Source organism: Polaromonas sp. P1_F9, assembly GCF_056405615.1.
Window position 1 is genome coordinate 263,529 of sequence record NZ_JBFUBT010000006.1, and the last position, 19,016, is coordinate 282,544.

The 19,016-nt window shown below is 62.5% G+C and carries 21 protein-coding genes; 12 read left to right on the forward strand and 9 right to left on the reverse strand.

The window, feature by feature from the left end; all coding sequences use genetic code 11:
• Nucleotides 1–67 precede the first annotated feature (67 nt).
• The 4 genes from AC1DYR_RS18605 (at nucleotide 68) to AC1DYR_RS18620 (ending at nucleotide 3,546) form a co-directional block, all read left to right on the forward strand.
• Nucleotides 68–700, forward strand: coding sequence for a hypothetical protein (locus tag AC1DYR_RS18605; protein WP_477706460.1), 633 nt, complete (start codon nucleotides 68–70; stop codon nucleotides 698–700).
• A 138-nt stretch (nucleotides 701–838) separates the two neighbouring features.
• Nucleotides 839–1,963: a COX15/CtaA family protein gene (locus AC1DYR_RS18610; RefSeq protein ID WP_477706401.1), complete on the forward strand. Its 1,125-nt coding sequence runs from the start codon at nucleotides 839–841 to the stop codon at nucleotides 1,961–1,963.
• A gap of 17 nt (nucleotides 1,964–1,980) precedes the next feature.
• Nucleotides 1,981–2,898 (forward strand): heme o synthase, encoded by a 918-nt coding sequence (cyoE, locus tag AC1DYR_RS18615; RefSeq protein ID WP_477706402.1) that lies wholly within the window; start codon nucleotides 1,981–1,983, stop codon nucleotides 2,896–2,898.
• 9 nt (nucleotides 2,899–2,907) lie between these two features.
• Complete coding sequence (locus tag AC1DYR_RS18620; RefSeq protein WP_477706403.1) at nucleotides 2,908–3,546, forward strand: SCO family protein; 639 nt, start codon at nucleotides 2,908–2,910, stop codon at nucleotides 3,544–3,546.
• 90 nt (nucleotides 3,547–3,636) lie between these two features.
• Here AC1DYR_RS18620 and rpoH read toward each other — a convergent pair whose 3' ends face one another.
• The 8 genes from rpoH to AC1DYR_RS18660 form a co-directional block, all read right to left on the reverse strand.
• A complete protein-coding gene (gene rpoH / locus AC1DYR_RS18625) occupies nucleotides 3,637–4,566 on the reverse strand; it encodes an RNA polymerase sigma factor RpoH (protein WP_457282276.1) in 930 nt (309 codons plus the stop codon).
• A gap of 453 nt (nucleotides 4,567–5,019) precedes the next feature.
• Nucleotides 5,020–5,313 (reverse strand): hypothetical protein, encoded by a 294-nt coding sequence (locus tag AC1DYR_RS18630; protein WP_477706404.1) that lies wholly within the window; start codon nucleotides 5,311–5,313, stop codon nucleotides 5,020–5,022.
• Nucleotides 5,314–5,382: 69 nt separating this feature from the next.
• A complete protein-coding gene (locus AC1DYR_RS18635) occupies nucleotides 5,383–5,847 on the reverse strand; it encodes an Mpo1 family 2-hydroxy fatty acid dioxygenase (RefSeq protein ID WP_477706405.1) in 465 nt (154 codons plus the stop codon).
• A gap of 135 nt (nucleotides 5,848–5,982) precedes the next feature.
• A complete protein-coding gene (locus AC1DYR_RS18640; RefSeq protein ID WP_477706406.1) occupies nucleotides 5,983–6,957 on the reverse strand; it encodes a Bug family tripartite tricarboxylate transporter substrate binding protein in 975 nt (324 codons plus the stop codon).
• A gap of 28 nt (nucleotides 6,958–6,985) precedes the next feature.
• Nucleotides 6,986–7,996 (reverse strand): Ldh family oxidoreductase, encoded by a 1,011-nt coding sequence (locus AC1DYR_RS18645; protein WP_477706407.1) that lies wholly within the window; start codon nucleotides 7,994–7,996, stop codon nucleotides 6,986–6,988.
• Complete coding sequence (locus tag AC1DYR_RS18650) at nucleotides 7,996–8,928, reverse strand: hydroxyacid dehydrogenase (RefSeq protein WP_477706408.1); 933 nt, start codon at nucleotides 8,926–8,928, stop codon at nucleotides 7,996–7,998. The genes AC1DYR_RS18645 and AC1DYR_RS18650 overlap by 1 nt, the downstream gene beginning before the upstream one ends.
• A 110-nt stretch (nucleotides 8,929–9,038) precedes the next feature.
• A complete protein-coding gene (locus tag AC1DYR_RS18655) occupies nucleotides 9,039–10,214 on the reverse strand; it encodes a UxaA family hydrolase (RefSeq protein WP_477706409.1) in 1,176 nt (391 codons plus the stop codon).
• Between the two features lie 111 nt (nucleotides 10,215–10,325).
• Nucleotides 10,326–10,607, reverse strand: a complete 282-nt coding sequence (locus AC1DYR_RS18660; RefSeq protein WP_007862870.1) for a UxaA family hydrolase — start codon at nucleotides 10,605–10,607, stop codon at nucleotides 10,326–10,328.
• Between the two features lie 158 nt (nucleotides 10,608–10,765).
• Between AC1DYR_RS18660 and AC1DYR_RS18665 the strand changes: the two genes are divergently transcribed.
• Genes AC1DYR_RS18665 through AC1DYR_RS18675 form a run of 3 tightly spaced genes read left to right on the forward strand, consistent with a single transcriptional unit; the run spans nucleotide 10,766 to nucleotide 13,366 of the window.
• Nucleotides 10,766–11,518, forward strand: a complete 753-nt coding sequence (locus AC1DYR_RS18665) for a GntR family transcriptional regulator (protein ID WP_477706410.1) — start codon at nucleotides 10,766–10,768, stop codon at nucleotides 11,516–11,518.
• Entirely contained in the window at nucleotides 11,515–12,345 is an 831-nt protein-coding gene (locus tag AC1DYR_RS18670; RefSeq protein WP_477706411.1) for an inositol monophosphatase family protein, read from the forward strand. The genes AC1DYR_RS18665 and AC1DYR_RS18670 overlap by 4 nt, the downstream gene beginning before the upstream one ends.
• Before the next feature lie 7 nt (nucleotides 12,346–12,352).
• Complete coding sequence (locus tag AC1DYR_RS18675) at nucleotides 12,353–13,366, forward strand: YeiH family protein (RefSeq protein WP_477706412.1); 1,014 nt, start codon at nucleotides 12,353–12,355, stop codon at nucleotides 13,364–13,366.
• Between the two features lie 24 nt (nucleotides 13,367–13,390).
• Here the strand turns inward: AC1DYR_RS18675 and ftsY are convergent, their stop codons facing one another.
• Complete coding sequence (gene ftsY / locus AC1DYR_RS18680; protein ID WP_477706413.1) at nucleotides 13,391–14,518, reverse strand: signal recognition particle-docking protein FtsY; 1,128 nt, start codon at nucleotides 14,516–14,518, stop codon at nucleotides 13,391–13,393.
• A 70-nt stretch (nucleotides 14,519–14,588) separates the two neighbouring features.
• On the opposite strand from ftsY, the gene AC1DYR_RS18685 reads away from it, so the two are divergent.
• The 5 genes from AC1DYR_RS18685 (at nucleotide 14,589) to AC1DYR_RS18705 (ending at nucleotide 19,007) form a co-directional block, all read left to right on the forward strand.
• Nucleotides 14,589–16,058, forward strand: a complete 1,470-nt coding sequence (locus AC1DYR_RS18685; protein WP_477706414.1) for a M16 family metallopeptidase — start codon at nucleotides 14,589–14,591, stop codon at nucleotides 16,056–16,058.
• 33 nt (nucleotides 16,059–16,091) lie between these two features.
• Nucleotides 16,092–17,492, forward strand: coding sequence for a M16 family metallopeptidase (locus tag AC1DYR_RS18690; RefSeq protein ID WP_477706415.1), 1,401 nt, complete (start codon nucleotides 16,092–16,094; stop codon nucleotides 17,490–17,492).
• Nucleotides 17,489–18,145: a 16S rRNA (guanine(966)-N(2))-methyltransferase RsmD gene (rsmD, locus tag AC1DYR_RS18695; RefSeq protein ID WP_477706416.1), complete on the forward strand. Its 657-nt coding sequence runs from the start codon at nucleotides 17,489–17,491 to the stop codon at nucleotides 18,143–18,145. Before AC1DYR_RS18690 ends, rsmD begins: the two co-directional genes overlap by 4 nt.
• 81 nt (nucleotides 18,146–18,226) lie before the next feature.
• Nucleotides 18,227–18,736 carry a pantetheine-phosphate adenylyltransferase gene (gene coaD, locus AC1DYR_RS18700; protein WP_477706417.1) on the forward strand — a complete coding sequence of 170 codons (510 nt, stop codon included), beginning with the start codon at nucleotides 18,227–18,229 and terminating at the stop codon, nucleotides 18,734–18,736.
• A gap of 1 nt (nucleotide 18,737) precedes the next feature.
• Nucleotides 18,738–19,007: a YfhL family 4Fe-4S dicluster ferredoxin gene (locus tag AC1DYR_RS18705; protein WP_477649594.1), complete on the forward strand. Its 270-nt coding sequence runs from the start codon at nucleotides 18,738–18,740 to the stop codon at nucleotides 19,005–19,007.
• Nucleotides 19,008–19,016 lie beyond the last annotated feature (9 nt).

Below are 19,016 nucleotides of genomic sequence, written 5' to 3' on the forward strand. Positions count from 1 at the left end.
TACTCCTCCCGTCCGCGCTGCTGCAGCCGGACTGCAAGACCAGCCCCTGGGCCTGACCGTGCATGCCATGCCCGTGCTGGACCAGTCCAGTACGCGCGCACCCAGCACCGTGGCGGGCCGCTGGAAAATGCTGGCCGTGCTGCTGGTGTGCGCGGCACCGGTCATCGCGTCTTACGTCACCTACTACCTGATCCGGCCCGAAGGCCGCCGCAACTTTGGTGAGTTGATTGACCCGCAGCGTCCGCTGCCGCCGATGGCCACGCGCTCGCTGGACGGCCGCGCCGGCACGCTGACGGCGCTGAAGGACCAGTGGCTGCTCATCAGTGTGGCCGGCGGCGCCTGCGGTGCGCGGTGCGAGCAGAACCTGTATTTCCAGCGCCAGCTGCGCGAGTCGCTCGGCAAGGAAAAAGAGCGCCTGGACCGTGTCTGGCTGGTGGTGGACGAAGCGCCGGTGGGTGATGCCTTGCTCCCCGCGCTGGCTTCGTCGGCGGTGCTGCGTGTGGCGCCAGCCGAACTCGCGAAGTGGCTGGAACCCGCTGCGGGCCAGCGCCTGGAGGATCATCTCTATCTGGTCGACCCCATCGGCAACTGGATGATGCGTTTCCCGGCCGACATGGACGTCATCGCAGCGGCCAAGGCCAAGCGCGACCTGGAGCGCCTGCTGCGCGCCTCGAGCAGCTGGGACAAGGAAGGCAGATAGTGGCCCCCACGCTTTTCACTTCGTGTAATGCGCTGCCCCCCGAGGGGGCCGCCCGCCTGTGGCCCGGCAAAGCCGGTTCCACGGCTCATGCTGGCCTGAAATTCCGGTGCGCATAGCAGTGAGTGGTTGACTTTAAACATGAATCCACAAAACCTCTACGACCTGAGCCCAGCCCTGCGCCTGATGATCATGGGGCTGGTGGTCGCGATGGGGCCTTTGGCCTGGGTGTGGGCGCACAACAAGAATGCGCCGGTGGCGCAGCGTTTGCGGGTGCTGACGCTGGTGACGCTGTTCCTCACATTTGATTTGGTGATCTTCGGCGCGTTCACGCGGCTCACCGACTCCGGTCTGGGTTGCCCCGACTGGCCTGGCTGCTACGGCAGCGCGAGTCCGGTCGGCGCCCAGATGCACATCGAAGCTGCGCAGACTGCCATGCCGACCGGCCCCGTGACGCATTCCAAGGCCTGGATCGAGATGATCCACCGCTATCTGGCGACCGGCGTTGGCGTGCTTATTCTTACGCTCGCGGTGACAAGCTGGCTGGAGCGCAAGCGCGCACCGGTCTCATTCTGGTGGCCTGCTGTCACGCTGATCTGGGTGTGCCTGCAGGGTGCGTTCGGCGCGCTCACCGTGACCATGAAGTTGTTTCCGGCCATCGTCACGCTGCACCTGCTAGGTGGCCTGGTTCTGCTAGCCCTGTTGCGCGCGCAGGCGGTGCGTTATGCGCAAGCGCAGGGCGTCAACGCCACGACGCTTTCTGCCGGCTTGCGCTTTGCAGTGATCGTGGCCTTCGCCTTGCTCTGGGTGCAGATCGCGCTGGGCGGCTGGGTCAGCACCAACTACGCGGTGCTGGCTTGCACTAATTTTCCGGATTGCCAGGGATCGCTGTGGCCGGCCATGGACTTCCGCCAGGGCTTCACGCTGTGGCGTGAACTGGGCGCGGGCCATGACGGGGCCAACATCAGCTTCCAGGCGCTCACCGCGATTCATTATGTGCACCGCCTGGTGGCCTACCTCGTGTTTGCCGTGTTCCTTGCGCTGGCCTTTTACCTTCATCGTGTTCCGGCATTCCGCACTTCCGCGCGCTGGCTCGCGGGGCTCATCCTGCTGCAGGCCGCCACGGGCATCAGCAACGCCGTGCTGGGCTGGCCCTTGCTGGCAGCGGTCATGCATACCGGCGGTGCCGCGGCCCTCGTCATTGTGCTCAGCGGCGTGGTCTTTTCCAGCCGCAGCGGCCCCCTACGCCATATGCGTCAAAATTGAATGCCTAGCGACTTCCCATGAACCCCAGCACTCCCTCCGCCGCACCGGCCCCGGCCTTGCCTCGCGCGCCCTCCCGTTTCGCGCAGTTCTATGCGCTGACCAAGCCGCGCGTGGTGCAGCTCATCGTGTTTTGCGCCTTGATTGGCATGGTGCTGGCCGTTCCCGGTATTCCGTCGTGGCCGGATGTCCGGCTCGCGCTGATCGCCTGCGCCGGCATCTGGCTGGTTGCGGGGGCCGCCGCCGCCTTCAACTGCCTTGTCGAGCAGCAGATTGATTCGCGCATGCGGCGCACCGCCTGGCGGCCCACCGCCAAGGGCGAGCTCAGCAATCCACTCACGCTGTCTTTTTCGGCCGTACTGTGCGCGCTCGGTTCGTGGATTCTTTATGTATGGGTGAACCCGCTCACCATGTGGCTGACTTTTGCCACCTTCATCGGCTACGCGGTGGTCTACACCGTCATCCTCAAACCGATGACACCTCAGAACATCGTGATTGGCGGTGCTTCAGGCGCCATGCCGCCGGTGTTGGGCTGGGCTGCCATGACGGGTTCGGTCGGCCCGGAGGCGCTGATCCTCTTTTTGATCATCTTCCTCTGGACACCACCGCACTTCTGGGCGCTGGCCCTCTACCGCGTGGAAGACTACCGCAAGTCTGGCCTGCCCATGCTGCCCGTGACCCATGGCAATGAGTTCACCCGGCTGCAAGTGTTCCTCTACACGCTGGTGTTGTTCCCTGCCTGCCTGATGCCCTTTATTTTCAAGATGAGCGGCTGGCCCTACTTGGTTGCCGCTGTTGCGCTCAGCATCGGCTTCAGCTGGTATGGCTTTCGCCTGTGGCGCAATTACTCCGATGCGCTGGCGCGCAAGACTTTCCGGTTTTCGCTGATTCATCTTTCGGTGCTGTTCGCAGCGCTGCTGCTTGACCACTATCTTTAGGCTCCCACCATGAAGTCCCACTGCACGCCGCAGGCTGCCTCATCCGTTCGACGATCTGCTATTAAAACAATAGCTGCTTGCGCTCTTGCGGTGGGCGCCACAGGCATTTTTACTGCATGCGCACCGGACAAACCGCAGTTCAAGAGCATTGACCTCACCGGCGCCGACTACGCGCAGGGCTTCACGCTGGCCGACCACAATGGACAGGTGCGCACGCTGAAAGACTTTGCCGGCAAGGTGGTGGTGGTGTTCTTCGGCTTCACGCAGTGTCCCGACGTTTGCCCGACCTCCATGGCTGAGCTGGCACAGGTCAAGCAGTTGCTGGGAGTCGATGGCAGCAAGTTGCAAGCGATCTTCATCACGGTCGACCCGGAGCGGGACACGCCCGAACTGCTCAAGGCCTACATGGGCAATTTTGACCCGACCTTTGTGGCGCTGCGGCCCACACTGGACCAGCTGCCCCAGGTCGCCAAGGACTTCAAGGTGTATTACAAAAAGGTCGACGGCAAAACGCCGGGCAGCTACACCATGGACCATTCCGCCGGCAGCTATATCTTCGACGGCCAGGGGCGTATCCGTCTTTACAACCGCTACGGCAGCGGCTCTGAGGCGCTGGCGTCCGACATCCGCCTGTTGCTCAAGTCCTGAGCGAATCTGTTTCGCACGGCTGCAATCGGAAAAGAAAAAAGCCCGCACATTGCTGTGCGGGCTTTTTGAAAGAGCGTAAGCCTGCGGGGTTTAAGCGTAGGCGGCCAGCACCTTCTTCATCTTCTTCATGGCCGCCACCTCAATCTGGCGGATCCGCTCGGCGCTTACCTTGTACTCGTCGGCCAGGTCGTGCAGCGTCATGCCGCCTGAACCGTCGTCGTTCACCTTGAGCCAGCGCTCTTCCACAATGCGGCGCGAACGCGGGTCGAGATCTTCCAGCGCAGCGGTGATGCCGTCTGAAGCCAGGTTGTCGCGCTGGCGAGACTCCATCAGTGCCGTCGGCTCTTGCGTCGCGTCGGCCAGGTAGGCGATCGGGCCAAAGGCGTCTTCGCCGTCGTCGCTCGGGCTTGGGTCCAGAAGCACGTCGCCGCCCGACATGCGCTGCTCCATCTCGATGACTTCCTCACGCTTGACGTTCAACGTCTTGGCCATCGAATCAATTTGGCCTTCAGTCAGCGTGTCGCGGTGCGTCGCCACGTCGGCGTCGTCCTTGTAGCCTTGCTTCATCGAGCGCAGGTTGAAAAACAGCTTGCGCTGGGCTTTGGTCGTCGCGACCTTGACCATGCGCCAGTTTTTCAGGATGTACTCATGAATCTCGGCCTTGATCCAGTGCATGGCATAGCTCACCAGGCGCACATTCTGGTCCGGGTCGAAGCGCTTGACCGCCTTCATCAGGCCGATGTTGCCTTCCTGGATCAAGTCGCCGTGCGGCAGTCCGTAACCCAGGTATTTGCGCGAAATCGAAACCACCAGACGCAAGTGAGAGAGCACTAACTTACCGGCTGAGTCGAGATCGTTGTTTTCCTTGAGGTTTTTGGCAAATTCCTGCTCCTGCTCCAGAGTGAGCATGGGGAGACGGTTCACGGCGGAAATATAAGCGTCCAGGTTGCCCAGCGGGGGCACCAGCGACCAGGGGTTGACGGCTGTGGACGCGCCCGATTTCGGCACGACAGCGGTCAGGGAAGCGGGGGAAAGAGCATAAGACACAGCAAGACTCCTTTCGTCTGGTGCTAAATATTAGCACTCTGTTGGAGAGAGTGCTAAGCAATAAGTTCAATGACTCAGATAGCGCAAGGCTAATCAGTGAAAACCCTTGGTATGAGCCGCATTGTGGGCCATTGGTTCAGGGGGATTGGTTTCCGCCTTGTAAATGCGCGGTATCGATTTGTAGGGGCTCGTTGCGCTTCAAGGGCGAGTTTGCTATCTATTTGATAGCTACCTGCGCAAGTTCTTGTTGGGTTGAAGCCATATTTGACGCCAAATCCAGGTGGGCTGCGCATCAGCTTTATTGCCAATCTTATGGAGTGAAATTGGCCTTTCATCCAGATAGGACAAGCGCTAGCAGCTACGAATTTAATAGCAGTTCCATGCTTTTCGCTCCCACCACCTGAAGCGGCGCTTGAAGGTATGGATTTACGGCAGGCGCTTGTCGTCACGCACTTCGCGGACTTCGACGTCCACCACGTCGCCGGTACGGGGGCGGGCCGGGTTGCCTTGGGCGGCCCCGCCCGGCCACATGCCCTGGGGCGAATAGCGCTGGAAGCGGCCAAACACCATCGCCGGCGCCGGCTTGCGGCCGGTGACGAGCGACTTCAGGAGGCTCAGTGCCACGACGATCAGGGCCGCGACCAGCAGGCTGACGGCAAACACCGCCGCGAAGATGCCAAACAGGAGCTTGAGGAAAAAACGCAGAATTTTGCTGATCAAGCGAGGTGCCTGTGAAAAGGTTTAGACCTCCCACATGGAGGCCGCCCGGGTGTTTTCAAGCTGGATGAATCACCAGCGTATACCCAGCTTGCCAAATAGCTTGCTCAGCACAAACAGCGGCCCGACCCAGAGGTACTGGATGTCTTCAAAGAAAGAAGGCTTCTTGCCCTCGATCTTGTGGCCGATGAATTGCAGGATCCAGGCGCCCACAAAAATGCCGACACAGATCGGCAATACCAGTGGTCCCATGGCGAACACCAGGCCCAGAAACAGCACCGACCAGACCGCCATGGTCATAAAGAACACCGCCGACAGGCGGGCGTAGTAGACCATGCTGGCCGCGACGAACACATACGCAACATAGGGGTGAAGCGCAAACAACATGCCCACCAGGCTCAGCATGATGAGCGGGATGGCGATGAAATGGATCAGTTCGTTGCGCGGGTTCCGGTGGCTTTCGCCGTAGTGCGCCAGCAGCTGGTCAACCTTGCGCGGCCCGGTAACGGTATCGGGAATATCCGCTATGTCGTTCATGTATGTCTCCATTGGCGGGGATCGCCTCTGGGCGGATTTTCCGCCAGGCCACCAGAACCGGAGCGGTGTTTTACAAAACGTAACGCAGACCGCGAGCGGCCTGCGAACTTTGTGCTTACCGGGTGTGCTTGCCGATCAGGTCGGCGTGATTTTCGCGGTCTTGATAATCCGGCTCCAGCGGTCTATTTCGCTTTTCAGGAAGCGGCCGAACTCTTCTGAACCCTTTTGTGAGACACGAAAGCCTTGCTGCTTGGCGCGCTCTTCCACGTCAGCGCTGTACATGATCTTGATGATCTCGCGCGAGTATTTGTCCACAATGTCGTCCGGCGTCTTGGCCGGGAGCATGGCCCCTGTCCAGTTTTCGACAAAGAGGCCAGTCATACCGGCCTCGAAAGCAGTCGGGACTTCAGGCACCCCCGGGTGCCGGCCCAGGCTGCAGATCGCGATCGCGCGCAGTTTTCCAGCTTTGACGTGAGCGATCGATTCCGGATAGTTGGAAAAAATCACGTCCAGCTGGCCACCGATCAGGTCGACCATCGAGGGCGCGCCGCCGCGGTAGGGCACATGGATCATCTTTGTTTTGTTCAACTCGCAGAACAAAGCCATGGTCAGGTGTGCCGGGGTGCCGTTGCCGCTCGAGCCCGCGCTCAGCTGTTTGGTTTTGGACACGGCCATCAGGTCCTTGAAGTCCTTGATGGGACTGGCGGTGGGAACCACGACCAGCATCGGCGAATTGGCCATCAGGGCGACCGGGCGCAGGTCTTTGGTGAAGCTGTAAGCCGCATTCGGATACAGGGACACGTTCGCGGCATGTGTCAACGTGATGGCCAGCAGCGTATTGCCGTCGGGCGCCGATTTGGCGACCAGCTCGGCGCCGATCTGCGCGTTTCCGCCAGCCTTGTTTTCGACAATCACTGAAGTTTTCCACGCTTCAGACAGCTTTTGGGCGACCGTGCGGGCCATCATGTCGGTCAGGCCGCCGGGCGTGAACGGGACCACATACTTGATGGTGCTGCCTGGTTTGGGAAAGGTCTGCTGGGCCAGCCCCAGACCCGGAATGCCCGTCAGGGCTGCACCTGTTGATGCCAATACGATGTCACGACGTTTCATGCCTACTCCTCTGTTGATTGAATGATTGTTAACCCACTAACTGATCCAACTGTGATTTGAGTGCGTCGGGAATGCTGATTCCTGACTGTAGTGCTTTCGTTTGAAGTGCGATGCGCCTCGCACCTGCCAGACGTACACCTTCGTCCAACAGCATTTCGGCGATCACGATTTCCATGCGTTCAAAGTAAGTGTCTGTGCCTGCAAGCGCGCCCGGGTCGATCAGGATGAAAGCCTGGCCGATCCGCGGCTGATTTCCTTCATCCACAAAAAACGATGATGCCTCAAAAGCAAACTGCGCGCCAATCACGGCTGTCACCAGCAGCTCAACCATCAATGCCAGCATGGAACCTTTGGGGCTGCTCACGGCACCCAGCGGCAGCATGGAGCCCTCCAGAGCCGCCTGTGCGTCCGTTGTGGGCCGGCCTTGCGTGTCCAGCGCCCAGCCCAGCGGAATGGATTTGCCTTCCTTGGCTGCAACCATCACCTTGCCGCGCGCAACTTCGCTCAGTGACAGGTCAATCAACAGTGGATCGGCGTTTCTCCGGGGAAACGCGGCAGCAATCGGGTTGGTTCCAAAGATCGGATGCTTGCCGCCTGCCGCGGGCATGGCCGCCGGTGCGTTCGCAAAACCAAGGCCTACCAGGCCCGCATCGGTTGCGGGGCGCAGATGATCCACCAATACCCCGCAATGGTGGCTGTTGATCACGCCGACAAAACACACGCCCAGTTCCCGGGCGGTTGCAATCGCCGTGGAGATCGCCAGGTCGCAGGCGGGAAAAGCCAGACCCTGCTTTGCATCCACCACCACTGCCGCCCCTTTTTTGTGCGCCACGACGGCGACGGCATGGCCGTCGGCCCGGCCGTTGCGAAGATGGGTGGCATATTGCGGCACGCGGCTCAGGCCATGCGAAGCGAGCCCTTGCGCTTCGGCGCGGACCAGTGCTCTCGCGGTGGTGACCGCCGTGGCCTCTGCCGCGCCCGCCTTGCGCAGCGCCTGCGTGGCAAGACGGGTTGCTTCATCAATAGACAGTTGGACCATTACTTCAGATTTTTCAGCACCTTGTCGGCAATCATGAACGATACACGTTCATTTGACTGCATGCTGAGACCTGAAATGTGTGGTGTAAGCAACAGGTTGGGGCATCCTTGCAACACCGCGCTCGCGGGCATGGGTTCGACGTCGAATACATCGATGGCCGCACCGCCTAGTTGCCCCGACCGCAGTGCCGCACTGACTGCCGCGATGTCCACGATGTGGCCCCGCGAGGTATTGATCAGAACTGCGCCTTTTTTCATCTGTCCAATGCGTGCCGCGCTGAACAGCCCGCGCGTCGCATCCACCAGGGGCACATGCAATGTGACAGCATCTGCGCTGCTGATGAGGTCGTCAAGGCTGGCGTACTGCACACCGGTCTGCGCGAAAACCGGGGCATCGGGTGCAAGCGCGGGGTCATAGGCAATCACGTGCATGCCCAGGCCACGTGCCAGGCGCGCGGTGGTCTGGCCTATAGAGCCAAAACCGATGATGCCCAGCGTTTGCCCGGCAGCTTCACGGCCGCTGCTCAACGCAGCGCGCGGCCATTGGCCGGCTGCCACGGCTTCGGTGGAAGCAAACGCGCCGCGCAGCAGCAGCAGGGTGCTGGCAACGACGTATTCGGCGACGCTGAGCGCATTGGCGCCCGAGGCGGGGATGACCTTGATGCCGCGTGCTTCGCAGGCCGGCACGTCAATGTTGTCCAGCCCCACGCCGAGCCGGCCCACCACCTTGCAGCGGGCCATCGCGTCGAGCAGTTCGCCACGCACCTGCGTCAGGTTGCGCACGATCAACACATCGGCTTGGCCCGCCTCGGCCCGCAGGCGGGTGGCGTCGCCCACCAGCTGCGGGTCATAGAGCACGTCATGTGCCGCTTCAAGCTGCGCCACTGCGCGCTCGTCCATGAATTCACAGATGACAATGCGCGCCCGCGTCATGACAGTGCCACCAACATGTGGGCACAATTTTCCGCCGGGCCGCCCCAAGGAAAATTAGCCCCCTCGGGGGGCAGCGCATTACACGAAGTGAAAAGCGTGGGGGCCATGTTCTAGGCTGATTCAAACAGGCGTGTCAGCACGAACTCACGGTGACCCAACGCTTCGGCCGCTGTGAGCCGGCCGTTGGCGGTGCGCAGCATGTTCTCCAGCAGCTTGTCGCCGGCCTGGTCGAGCGTGATCTCGCGCTGCAGCAACCCGGACGTGTCCACGTCGATGTGTTCGCTCATCAGGCGCACGGTGCGCGGGTTCGAGCAGATCTTGATCACGGGAACAATCGCATTGCCGATCACGTTGCCCTGGCCGGTGGGGAAGAAGTGCACGGCGTAACCCGAGGCGGCGCACAGGGTCACCATTTCGGCGGCGGCACTGGACGAGTCCATGAACCACAGGCCCGGGTGCGTGGGCATCTCGGCCTTGTCGATGACGCCGTCGACCGTGCAGACCTTGCCGATCTTCTGGATATTGCCCAGCGCTTTTTCCTCGATGGTCGTGAGGCCTCCGGCGATGTTGCCCTTGGTGGGCTGCGAGTCCGACAGGTCGCTGGTCTTGTGGCGGTTGATCATGTCCTGGTAGCGGTTGAACATGAACATGAACTGGTCGCGCACGGCATCGGTGGCGCAGCGGTCGGCCACGATTTTTTCACCACCGGTGATCTCGGAGGTTTCGCCGAAGCACAGGTAGTTGCCAAGCGGGTGCAGCTTGTCGAAGGCGTTGCCGACGGTGGGATTGGCGCCGCAGCCGGACGTGGTGTCGGACTCGCCGCACTTGGTGGAGACCCAGAGTTCGGAGATGCCGCAGACCTCGCGCTGCTTTTCGCTGGCCCATTGCACGTATTCACGCGCGGCTTTGGATGCCTTCATGATGGTCTCATGGTCGCCGTGGCCTTCAATGCCGAAGCCCACCACCGGTTTGCCGGTTTTGGCGATGCCGTCCACCACTTTTTTGGTCCAGCTGTCTTCAATGCCGATCACCACGACGGCGGCGACATTGGGGTTGCAGCCGGCACCGATCAGGGTGCGAAAGTGCAGCTCCAGGTCGGCGCCGAATTGCAGCCGCCCATAGGGGTGCGGAATCGCCATGCAGCCCTTGATGTTGTGGGCCACCGCTTCGGCCGCTGCATTGGAGAGGTCGTCCAGCGGCAGGATGATGACGTGGTTGCGCACGCCGACGCGGCCGTTTTCGCGGCGGTAGCCCAAAAATGTGGTGTTTTTATCGATGACTGACATTGCTATGTTCCTAGATGAGTTGTTTGTTCCAGCAATCGACGTGGATCTGGCTTCGCCAGGCCACAGGCGATGCCCCCTCAGGGGGAGGCGGCCGCAGGCTGCTTCGGGGGGTTACCACCTCTTTGTTTTGATGTTGTGCACATGGGCGTGCTGGCCGGCCTTGATGTTGGCGACGACCTTGCCCATGTCGATGCCGTACTTCAGCACGGTGTCGCCGACAGCCATGTCCTTGAGGGCCACCTTGTGGCCGATCGGGATGTCCTGCTGGGCCTGCACATTGATCATGCGGTCCTCGTCCATGATCCAGCCGGTCATGGCGGTTCCTGCCTTCACACCTTCCACCACCACAACGGCCACGGTGTCTTTGGCGTCATGTAATACAAAATGAATCATGGGGTCTCCGAATGGCCTGAGTTGAATCGAGTTGCCAGTTTTATGGGTCGGCAACACCTTGTCAATTGACTCATATATATGACTTGAACGACTTGCCCGTTGGTGTTTCAATGGCGGCCGTGAATCTCAAAAACACATCGGCTCCAATGCGTCCGTTGATGAGCGAAGAGGCCATGCCGCTCTACCGCCAGGTGAAGCGCGAGCTGCAAAAACTCATCGAAGCCGGGCATTACGGCCCGGGTAAACCCTTGCCCAGCGAGGCGAATATTGCCGCGAGCCTGCAGGTGAGCATTGGCACCCTGCGCCACGCCGTTGACGAACTGGTACACGAGCATGTGCTGGTGCGGCGGCAGGGCAAGGGAACTTTTGTGGCGCCGCACAACAATGCCCGCTTCATGTTCCAGTTTTTTCACGTGGAGCCGCGCTGGAACTTCGGTGACGACGATGCGGCGCGGGACCGCGACTACCCGGAAATTGACTGCATCGCTTTTGGGCGCGAGCGGGCCACGGAGCAAGAAGCGGCCGCGTTGCGCATCAAGCCGGGCGAGCCCGTGTTCAGGGCGGAAAACCGCCTCGCCCTGCATGGCCGTGTGGTCATGCATGACCGGCTGACCATCGCGGCGGCGCTGTTCCGCAACCTCACCGAAAAACGTTTTGTCGAAAGACCCGGCACGATCTATGCCTTGTACCAGACGGACTTCGGCATCACCGTGCTGCGGGCACAGGAGCGTGCACGGGCCGCGGCGGCCGACCGGACCCAGGCGCGCCTGCTGGGACTGGCGGTGGGTTCTCCGGTGATGGAGGTGCACCGGCTGGCCCTGACATTCGGCGACAAGCCCGTGGAATACCGGGTCTCCACCATCAATACCCAGGCGCATGACTATGTCAGTGTGCTGTCCAAGAAGGCATGAACATGGACCTTGTTGTGGTGCTGGAGAAAGCCCGGCTCGCGGGCATGGAGGCTGCCGCCCGCATCCGGAAGGCGCAGGCACAACTGCAGCCGGCGGATGTCCGCCAGAAGGCGCCGGGTGACTGGGTTACGCGGTTTGACTGCGAAGTGGAGGAGGGCTTGCGCAGCGCACTGCTGCAAGCCCTGCCGCAGAGTGGTTTTGTCGGTGAAGAAAGCGGAGGCGAATTGACGGAGCAGCCCACCTGGCTGGTCGACCCGATTGATGGCACGGCAAACTTTGCGCGCGGCTACCCCCAGTACGCGGTATCGATTGCCCTGTGTGTGGACCGGCAGCCGGTGCTGGGCGTGATCGTGGATCCGTCCCGCCACGAAATTTTTACCGCGGCATCGGGCCTCGGTGCATACCTGAATGAGGGGCGCCTGGCCTGCGCAGCTGCGCGCCCCGCGGGGCAATGCCTGGTTTCGACGGTGTTTCCCAAACCGGGCGCGCCTTTCATGGACGACTACCTGCGCGAATTCGGTGATGTGCTGAGAACGTTTGGGCAGGTTCGGCGAAGCGGCTCCATGGCGCTGGAACTGGCTTATGTGGCGGCCGGGCGGGCTGATGCCTTCTGGGAACGCGGTATGGGCGCGTGGGACGCTGCTGCCGGGTTGGTGCTACTGCGCGAGGCTGGCGCCACGATGCGATCCCTGGACGGCTTGCCGCTGCTGCAAAGCCGGATGCTGGTAGCGGGAAGCCCCGCCGGTGCGGCGCTGCTGGAAAAAAGCCTCTTGCACCACAGCGATGGCCAAAATTCTTCGCACTCTTCTTTCAATATTTCTGTCTGATACCTCCATGATTCTCAAATGGCGCCTGGCGCTGGTTTCCCATTTTCCAGGCGTGCTGGTGTGCATGGTGATTGCACTGGCCGCGACTTTCATTTCCGAGCACTATGGCGGCCCCCAACTGCTCTATGCCTTGCTGATCGGCCTGGCGTTCCATTTTCTCAACAGCCACCCCAAGGCGGCCAAAGGCATCGGCTTTTGCGGCCGCGTGGTGCTGCGTGTGGGTGTGGCGCTGCTGGGCGCCCGCATCACGTTTGCGCAAGTGGCCCAACTGGGCGCCGGTACCGCCGTGGTCATCGTGCTGGCGGTGGCATTGACGATTTTGCTGGGCGTGCTGCTGGCGCGCTGGCTGAAGTGTTCGCGTGATGAAGGCCTGCTGTCGGGCAGCGCGGTGGCCATCTGCGGTGCGTCGGCGGCGCTGGCCGTGTCTTCCGTGTTGCCCCAGACGAAAGAAAACGAACGCTTCACACTTCTGGCTGTTGTCGGTGTCACGGTGCTGTCAACGCTGGCGATGGTGGTCTACCCTTTCAGTCTGCAGGCCATCGGGCTCCTGCCGGGTCAGGCCGGTATTGTGCTGGGAGGCTCGATCCACGATGTCGCGCAGGTGGTGGCGGCCGGCATGATGCTCGGCCCGCAGGCGGGTGACACGGCCACCGTGGTCAAGCTGTTTCGCGTCATGATGCTGATGCCCATCGTGCTGTTCATTGCGGTGCTGTACCGCAACCATCCGGCCGTCAAGGTGCCTGAAACGGAAGTGCCGCTGGTACCGGGCTTCCTGATCGCTTTTGTCGTGCTGGTCATGCTGGCCAGCGCGGGCCTGATCTCGGCGCCCGTGGTTCAGCTGGCCAGTGATGCGTCGCGCTGGATGCTGGTGACGGCCATTGCCGCTGCGGGCGTGAAGACCAGTTTTGAAGACTTGCTCAAGCTGGGCTGGAAGCCCGTGGCCCTGCTGCTGGCCGAAACCGTTTTTATCGTGGCCTTTGTGGTGATCTCGGTGCTGCTGCTGAAACTCGGGATACCGTAAACCGCAGGCGGCAACTTCGCTGGTTTAACCCAGCAAAGCCTGCGCAAATTCACGGGCGTTGAAGGTTTCCAGGTCTTCCAGCTGCTCACCCACGCCGATGAAGTACACCGACACCGGTCGCAGTGTGGGTGAGGCAATGGCACGTTCACGGGCCCACAGCGCAATGGCCGCCAAAACGCCGCCCTTGGCTGTGCCGTCCAGCTTGGTCACGATGAGGCCGGTCAACTGCAGCGTGTCGTCGAAAGCCTTGACCTGGGCCAACGCGTTTTGCCCCGTGTTGCCGTCAATGACCAGCAGCACCTCGTGGGGTGCCGTGGCATCCGCCTTCTGCACTACGCGCTTGATCTTGCGCAGCTCTTCCATCAGGTGCAGCTGCGTGGGCAGACGGCCGGCCGTGTCGACCAGTACCACGTCCTTGCCGCGCGCCTTGCCTGCGCTCACAGCGTCAAAACTCACGGCAGCCGGGTCGCCGCCTTCCTGGCTCACGATCTCGACCGTATTGCGGTCGGCCCAGACGCTGAGCTGCTCGCGCGCCGCGGCGCGAAAGGTATCGGCCGCTGCCAGCAGCACCGAGGCGCCCTCGGTGGCCAGGTGCCGCGTGAGTTTGCCGATGGACGTGGTCTTGCCGGCGCCGTTGACACCGGTCACCATGATCACGGTGGGCTGGTACTGGCCGATCACCAGCGGTTGTTCCAGCGGCTTGAGCAGCTGCGCGATGGAATCCACCAAGGCATTCTTGACGGCGACGGGGTGTGTCATGCCGCCTTCCTTGACGCGGCGTTTGACGTCGGCCAGCAGGTGTTCGGTGGCCTTGCTGCCGGCGTCCGCCATCAATAACGCGGTCTCCAGGTCTTCATAAAGCGCATCGTCGATGCGGCTGCCGATGAACACGGTCGAGATGCTGGAGCCGGTCTTGCGCAGCCCGGCCTGCAGCTTGCCGAGCCAGCGTTCCCGCTCCGGGGCCACGGCGCCGGGAACCGGAATGGTGATGGGGGTGACCAGCGCACTGCCGATCAGGCCGCTGCCCATGGAGGCCGGCGAGGGTACGGTTGTCACTGGTTCAGGGGCCGGTCCGGCCGGGACGGCTGCATCCGGCGCAGAAGACGCCGGTGCGGCAGGAGGGGGGGATTTTTTCTTGAAAAAACTGAACATTGGGTATGCTTGTGGAGTCCTAGTGGGCAATTGCACTCTGCAGTGCCGTGCGGCGCCACCCAGCTATTCTATGAAACACCCCAGGCCAGCCCTTTTGACAACCTCAGTACCCCTATCTTCCATACTTCGCCCGTCGGCCGCCTGGCACCTGCCCGCCCTGGTGCTGACCCTGTGCCTGGGCACGGCCGCCCTTGCGCAAGTGCCCGTGCCGGTGGGGCAGTTCACGCTGGCCAATGGCCTCACGGTCATCGTCAAGCCCGACCACCGCGCCCCCACCGTGGCCCACATGCTGTGGGTGCGCGTGGGCTCCATGGACGAGGTCGACGGCACGTCGGGCGTGGCCCATGTGCTGGAACACATGATGTTCAAGGGCACGGCGAAGGTCAAACCGGGTGAGTTTTCAAGGCGCGTAGCCGCCCTGGGCGGACGCGACAACGCCTTCACCGCCCGCGACAACACGGCCTACCACCAGCAGATTCCGGCCGGCAAGCTGGAGGACGTCATGCGCCTGGAGGCTGACCGTTTTACGGGTAACCAGTGGGCGGACGACGAGTTCAAGCGCGAGATCGAGGTTGTCAAGGAAGAGCGGCGCCTGCGCACCGAAGATTCGCCGCGCGCGATGCTGTATGAGCAGATGACCGCCATGACGTTTACCGCCTCGCCTTACCGGCGCCCGGTGATCGGCTGGATGAGCGACATCGAGGCCATGACACCCGACGATGCGCGCGATTTTTACCGCCGCTGGTATGTGCCGGCCAATGCCGCCGTGGTCATTGCCGGTGATGTGGATGTCGCGCAGGTCAAAAAGCTGGCTGAGAAATACTACGGCGGCATCCCCGCGCGCGCCGTCCCGGTGCGCAAGCCGCGCGTTGAGCCCGTACAGGCCGGCGTGCGCCGCATGGACTTCAAGGCGCCGGCCAGCCAGGCCTATGTCAGCATGGTTTTCAAGGTGCCCAAGCTGGAACCGGCAGACCTGGCCGCGCCGGCCGCGGGCGCCAGCCGCGACGCGCTGGCGCTGACGGTGCTGGCCGCCGTGCTGGACGGCTACACCGGCGCCAGGCTTGACCGCGCGCTGGTGCAGCAGTCCCGTGTGGCCGACAGCGCCGGTGCGTCCAATGGCCTGATGGGCCGCGGGCCGCAGGTTTTTTCGCTCGACGGCGTGCCCGCAGCCGGCAAAACGGCCCAGCAGGTGGCCGACGCGCTGCGCGAGCAGGTGGCCAAGGTGGCGCGCGAGGGCGTGAGCGAGGCCGAGCTCAACCGCGTCAAGACGCAGTGGGTGGCCAGCGAGACCTACAAGCTCGACTCGGTGTTCAACCAGGCGCGCGAGCTAGGCTCCCACTGGGTGCAAGGCTTGCCGCTGGATGCCAGCGAACGCATCATTGCCGCCCTGCGCAGCATCACGGGCGCCGAGGTGCAGGCCGTGGCCGCGAAATATTTTGGTGACGACCAGATGACGATGGCAACGCTGTTGCCGCAGCCGCTGGACCCAAACCGCAAGCCGCGCCAGGGCACAGCGCCCGCCGGTGACCTGCAGCATTGAGCTGCCCTCTCATCCAGAATTGTTGACAACATCATGATTGCTATAAAAACGAGAGCGGCTCGCGCAAGGAATATATGGGCTGCAGGACTTTTTGGCTTGTTTTCTCACTCGCTGGTGCTGGCTGCCCTGCCGATCCAGCACTGGACGCAGCCTAATGGCGCCAGGGTTTACCTGGTCGAAAGCCCGGCGATTGCCATGCTGGACGTGCAGATCGACCTGGACGCCGGCAACCGGCGTGACCCTGCTGACAAGGCAGGCCTGGCCAGCATGATGGCCGGCCTGCTGGAAAAAGGGGTGCGTGCCAGTAATGGCTTGGGGCCTGAAGTCATTTGTGGAGGGCTGTGTGTTCCCGAGCCGGCGCTCGACGAAAACGCCCTCAGCGAAGCCTGGGCTGATCTGGGTGCGCAGTTTGGCGCCGGCACCACGTCCGACCGCCTGAGCTTTTCACTGCGAACCCTGACCGACCCGGCGCTGCTGGACAAAGCCGCGGCGCTGGCCGCCCGTGAGATCGCCGAGCCGGCTTTTCCCGAAGCCGTTTGGCAACGCGAACGCGCACGCCTGCAGGCCTCGATCCGCGAGTCCTATACCCGCCCGGCCAGTGTTGCCGGCCGCGCCTACACACCGGCGGTGTACGGCACGCATCCCTACGGCTATGAGGTCACGGAAGAAAGCCTGGCGCGCATCAGCGTGGCCGACATGCGTGCCGTGCACGCCACCGGCGTGACAGCTTGCCGTGCGCGCATCAGCATGGTGGGCGCGGTGACGCGCGCACAGGCCGATGCCATCGCCGCAAAATTGCTCTCGCGCCTGCCGCAAACGGCTTGCGCCAGCCTGCCGCCATTGCCGGCCGTGGCCGAGGTCGCGCCGCTGGCCGCACCGGTTGAAAAACGCATCCCTTTTGCCTCGGCGCAGGCGCAGGTGCTGATCGGCCAGCCGGGCTACAAACGCTCGGACCCGGACTACTTCGCCCTGACGGTGGGCAATTACATCCTGGGCGGTGGCGGTTTTGTCTCGCGCCTGACGAGTGAAGTGCGTGAGAAGCGCGGCCTGACGTATGGCGTGTCGAGTTATTTCTCACCGGCCCTGCATGCGGGCGCCTTCACCATCAGCATGCAGACCCGGCCCGACCAAGCTGTGCAGGCCGTGGACCTGGTGCGCAAAGTGGTGGCTGACTTTGTGGCCAGCGGCCCGCTGGAGACGGAACTCAAGGCGGCGAAGGACAATCTGGTCGGCGGCTTTGCCTTGCGCATCGACAGCAACCGCAAGCTCCTAGACAACGTGTCGAGCATTGCCTGGAACGATCTGCCGTTGAACTACCTGGATACCTGGACGCAGCAGGTCGACAAAGTCACGGTGGCCGATGTCAAGGCGGCTTTTGCACGCAAGCTGCAGCCTGAAAAAATGGTCACTGTTATCCTTGGCGCCGCACCATGAAGTACACGCCCGCTCCTGCCCCAACTCCCGCCACCCCAAAAAAAATGCGCGCCAAAAGCGGCAAGGTGGTGGCTCGCAAAACCGTGCCGCCCGGCGAAATCCGCATCATCGGCGGCTTGTACAAACGCACCAAATTGCCGGTGCCCAGCAAGCCGGGCCTGCGGCCCACGCCAGACCGCGTGCGCGAAACCCTTTTCAACTGGCTGGGCCAGGACCTGACGGGCTGGCGCTGTATCGACGTGTTTGCCGGTACCGGCGCGCTGGGCTTTGAGGCCGCGTCGCGCGGTGCCGCCGACGTGCTGCTGTGCGAGCAGGACCCGGCGCTGGCGCAACAGCTCAAGACGGTGCAGGCCAGGCTCAAGGCAGACATGTGCCGCATCGAGCGCGGCGACGGACTGAGCGCCTTGAAACGCGTCGCGCCGGGCAGCCTGCAACTGGTGCTGCTCGACCCGCCTTTTGAGTCCACCCTGTACGAATCCACGCTCAAGGCCGCAGCGCAGGCCATCGGCCCGACCGGCGTGATTTATCTGGAGGCGCCCAAACCCTGGACGGATGAGGAACTGCTGCCGCTGGGTTTGCAGGTGCACCGCAGTGGCAAGGCCGGCGCCGTGCATTTCCACTTGCTGGCCGCTCTGGGTACGCCAGCGGGCTGAACCGCGGCCCAGCCTTGCCCGTCTCGTGGTTACAGGGCGGCAATTGGCGGTTAAAAGGGAGGGGCGGGCATAATTCCCCCTATGGCTACCTCCCGCACCGCTGTTTATTCCGGCACGTTTGACCCGTTCACGCTGGGCCATGACGACGTCGTGCGCCGCGCGGCAGGGCTGTTTGACCGGCTTGTCATTGCCGTGGCCACTGCCCACCACAAGAAAACCCTGTTTTCACTGGAAACGCGTGTGGCGCAGGTGCAGGCGGCAACCCAAGGCATCGCCGGTGTCACGGTGCTGCCGTTTGACGGCCTGATCATGGATTTTTGCGCAGCGCAAAAGGCCTCAGCCGTGGTGCGCGGAATCCGTAACATCACCGACTTTGACTACGAAGCGCAGATGGCAGCCATGAATCGCAAACTGCGCTCCGAGGTGGAAACCGTGTTTCTGCTACCCGACGCACCGCTGCAATGCATCAGCAGCACACTGGTGCGCGAGATCAGCAAGCTGGGGGGCGACATCAGCCAGATGGTGAGCCCGGCGGTGGCGTCGGCACTGGCGGCGGCGCACCAGGTCAACAAAGCCGGCAAGGGGAACTGACATGGCCCTGATGATCACTGACGAGTGCATCAACTGCGACGTGTGCGAACCTGAATGCCCCAACCAGGCGATTTACCTGGGCAAGGAAATTTACGAGATCGACCCGCACAAATGCACGGAATGCGTGGGCCATTTCGATGAGCCCCAGTGCGTGCAGGTTTGCCCTGTCGCCTGCATCCCCATCAACCCGCAGCACATTGAAACGCGGGAAACCCTGTGGGAAAAATACCAGCGGCTGCAGACCATCATTCCGGTGGTCACAGCCCGGTGACCTGATCCC

Excerpts from the sequence above, each read along its gene's own strand:
- AC1DYR_RS18605 (WP_477706460.1), top strand. The coding sequence starts at position 68 with ATGCCCGTGCTGGACCAGTCCAGTACGCGCGCACCCAGCACCGTGGCG.
- AC1DYR_RS18610 (WP_477706401.1), top strand. The coding sequence starts at position 839 with ATGAATCCACAAAACCTCTACGACCTGAGCCCAGCCCTGCGCCTGATG.
- cyoE (WP_477706402.1), top strand. The coding sequence starts at position 1,981 with ATGAACCCCAGCACTCCCTCCGCCGCACCGGCCCCGGCCTTGCCTCGC.
- AC1DYR_RS18620 (WP_477706403.1), top strand. The coding sequence starts at position 2,908 with ATGAAGTCCCACTGCACGCCGCAGGCTGCCTCATCCGTTCGACGATCT.
- AC1DYR_RS18635 (WP_477706405.1), bottom strand. The coding sequence starts at position 5,847 with ATGAACGACATAGCGGATATTCCCGATACCGTTACCGGGCCGCGCAAG.
- AC1DYR_RS18640 (WP_477706406.1), bottom strand. The coding sequence starts at position 6,957 with ATGAAACGTCGTGACATCGTATTGGCATCAACAGGTGCAGCCCTGACG.
- AC1DYR_RS18645 (WP_477706407.1), bottom strand. The coding sequence starts at position 7,996 with ATGGTCCAACTGTCTATTGATGAAGCAACCCGTCTTGCCACGCAGGCG.
- AC1DYR_RS18650 (WP_477706408.1), bottom strand. The coding sequence starts at position 8,928 with ATGACGCGGGCGCGCATTGTCATCTGTGAATTCATGGACGAGCGCGCA.
- AC1DYR_RS18655 (WP_477706409.1), bottom strand. The coding sequence starts at position 10,214 with ATGTCAGTCATCGATAAAAACACCACATTTTTGGGCTACCGCCGCGAA.
- AC1DYR_RS18660 (WP_007862870.1), bottom strand. The coding sequence starts at position 10,607 with ATGATTCATTTTGTATTACATGACGCCAAAGACACCGTGGCCGTTGTG.
- AC1DYR_RS18665 (WP_477706410.1), top strand. The coding sequence starts at position 10,766 with ATGAGCGAAGAGGCCATGCCGCTCTACCGCCAGGTGAAGCGCGAGCTG.
- AC1DYR_RS18670 (WP_477706411.1), top strand. The coding sequence starts at position 11,515 with ATGAACATGGACCTTGTTGTGGTGCTGGAGAAAGCCCGGCTCGCGGGC.
- AC1DYR_RS18675 (WP_477706412.1), top strand. The coding sequence starts at position 12,353 with ATGATTCTCAAATGGCGCCTGGCGCTGGTTTCCCATTTTCCAGGCGTG.
- ftsY (WP_477706413.1), bottom strand. The coding sequence starts at position 14,518 with ATGTTCAGTTTTTTCAAGAAAAAATCCCCCCCTCCTGCCGCACCGGCG.
- AC1DYR_RS18685 (WP_477706414.1), top strand. The coding sequence starts at position 14,589 with ATGAAACACCCCAGGCCAGCCCTTTTGACAACCTCAGTACCCCTATCT.
- AC1DYR_RS18690 (WP_477706415.1), top strand. The coding sequence starts at position 16,092 with ATGATTGCTATAAAAACGAGAGCGGCTCGCGCAAGGAATATATGGGCT.
- rsmD (WP_477706416.1), top strand. The coding sequence starts at position 17,489 with ATGAAGTACACGCCCGCTCCTGCCCCAACTCCCGCCACCCCAAAAAAA.
- coaD (WP_477706417.1), top strand. The coding sequence starts at position 18,227 with ATGGCTACCTCCCGCACCGCTGTTTATTCCGGCACGTTTGACCCGTTC.
- AC1DYR_RS18705 (WP_477649594.1), top strand. The coding sequence starts at position 18,738 with ATGGCCCTGATGATCACTGACGAGTGCATCAACTGCGACGTGTGCGAA.